Raw genomic sequence first — 2,114 nt, 5'->3', positions numbered from 1 at the left:
AGAATCGAAGGATGTGTATCAAGGCCAGCCCCAGGCCCGTCGCATAAGGGACCAGCACGCCCTCCGCCCCCACCGACATGGCGATCGGAAGCCAGACGGCCAGCAGCAGGCCGCGCGTCGTCCGTCCGCCCAGCAGAACCCGGTTCACCCGCCACGTCTCCCGCAATGTCCCGGACGAGCCGCCCCGCTTCATGATCGTGTCCGGCAGCCCCAGGTGGGCGGTCAGAGCCGCCATCCCGGCCGTCCCCGCCGCCAGCCACAGCGTCCCGGACGGCGTCAGGACCGACAGCAGCAGCCCGCCCACGCCCTGGCCCGCCACCTGCGAGCACGCCGCCGTCATCGTGAACAGCGACCGTCCCAGCACGTACTGGTCGCCGGGCAGCAGCGCGGGCAGCCTGCCCTGCACGGCCGCCGACCCGACCGGCGCGAACAGCCCGACCACGACGAGCAGGAGGATCGTCACCGGCAGCGGCACCGCGTCCAGCGCGAACACGGCGATCACCGCGAACCGCAGCAGATGGAACGCGGTCAGAAGCCGCCGACCCGGCACGCGATCCGCAAGCGACAGCAGGAACGCGCCGCCCACCACGTACGGCAGCATCCCGGCGCCGAACACGATCGCCGCCGCGAGCGACGAGCCCGTCTCCTCGAAGGTCAGCACCGACAGCGCGATGATCCGGATCGACTCGCCCCCTGCCTGCAACGTCTGCAACACGAACAGGACCCGGAACTCAGGCACGCCGAACACATCGCGATACCGCACGGACGCCACGGGGGGAGCGCTCATCACCGCAACTGTGCGTCCACGCTCCCGGCACCGGACAATGTTTCGGGGAGGAACGAAACATGTACCGAATCGAGGTGGACCAGGCCGACCTGGCAGCCAGCCGCTTCGGCATCGCACCGCTGCTGGAGACCCTGAACGCGCTGGGCCTCGCCGCGGGCCGGGTGCCCGCCGGTCCGCTGGGCCCGTGGGTGGAGCGGGCGCGCCCCCGCTACCTGCCGATCGCGGACGACCCCGCCATCCGGACGCTGACGTTCCTGCGCCGCCGCGCCGGCTACATGGCCGACTTCATCAGCCCGCCGCCCGCCCGGCCCAACCTCACGATCGCCGAGCAGCTCGCCACGATGCGGGCGACGCCGCTCGACCAGGCGCGCGGGGAGGTCGTCCGCAACCTTGCCGGCCTGCCGGAGCCGGACACCGTCGTCCGGGAGGTCCTGGACGCGCCGGACATGGTCGAGCGCCTCGCCGCCGGCCTGGAGACCGCCTGGCACGCCCTGCTGGAGCCGGACTGGCCGGTTCTCCGGTCGATCGTAGAGCGCGACATAGTGCACCGCGCCGGACGCCTCGCCGCCTACGGCTGGGCGGAGGCGCTGGACGGCCTGACCCGCCAGGTGCGCTGGCGCGACGGCGTGATCGAGGTGGACATTCTCGGCGGCGGCGACGCCACCCGCCGGCTGGGCGGCGCCGGACTGATGTTCGTGCCCGTGGTCTTCTCGGAACTCGGCCTCGCGGTCGAGCAGAACTGGCCGTACACGCTGATGTACCGGGCCAGGGGAGTGGCGGCGCTCTGGGAGGGCCGCGCACGGCGCTCGCCGGAGGCGGGGCCGGACGCCCTCGCGAAGCTGCTCGGCCGCACTCGCGCCGACCTGCTGCGGCTGCTCGCCGAACCGGCCACGACGACGTGGCTGAGCGCCCGGCTCCGGATGAGCATCGGCGGGATCGGCGACCACCTCGCGGTGCTGTACGCGTCCGGCCTCGTCACCCGGGAACGCAGCGGCCGGTCGGTCCTCTACCGCCGCACCGCAGTCGGGGACATCCTGGTCGGCACGACCTGACGGCGCCTGCCCCCTACTCCTTTGCGAATGCCGTGATGAAAGCGGACGGGCTCGCAGCCGGGCGTCGGTATTTGCCTTGGCGCAGGAGGTTCTAAGGTCCGATGTTTGTGGTCGGTGTTCGATTTTCGAGTTTCTAGGCTTTGATGTTCTAGTGTCTTGAGTCGTTAATTCGTTGGCAGTATCCGGCGAGGGTTTCGAGGATGTCGTCGGCGGGTTTGGTCCACACGAACGGCTTGGGGTCGGTGTTCCACTCGTTGACCCAGGCGCGGACGTCA

At 71.0% G+C, this 2,114-nt stretch carries 2 protein-coding genes; one reads left to right on the top strand and one right to left on the bottom strand.

The genetic code is table 11. The features are described from left to right. On the bottom strand, positions 1–787 hold a 787-nt coding region (locus ETD83_RS41475; RefSeq protein ID WP_138650709.1), incomplete at its 3' end, for an MFS transporter. Positions 788–846: 59 nt separating this feature from the next. Here ETD83_RS41475 and ETD83_RS41470 point away from each other — a divergent pair. Further along, positions 847–1,839 (top strand): ArsR/SmtB family transcription factor, encoded by a 993-nt coding sequence (locus ETD83_RS41470; protein WP_138650708.1) that lies wholly within the window; start codon positions 847–849, stop codon positions 1,837–1,839. Positions 1,840–2,114 lie beyond the last annotated feature (275 nt).

The organism is Actinomadura soli (assembly GCF_005889715.1).
In the GTDB taxonomy this organism is placed as follows: Bacteria; Actinomycetota; Actinomycetes; order Streptosporangiales; family Streptosporangiaceae; genus Spirillospora; species Spirillospora soli.
This window is presented reverse-complemented; position numbering and strand designations above follow the sequence as displayed.

Bases quoted from the DNA above. Each gene is read 5' to 3' on its own strand.
- ETD83_RS41470 (WP_138650708.1), top strand. From the start codon at position 847: ATGTACCGAATCGAGGTGGACCAGGCCGACCTGGCAGCCAGCCGCTTC.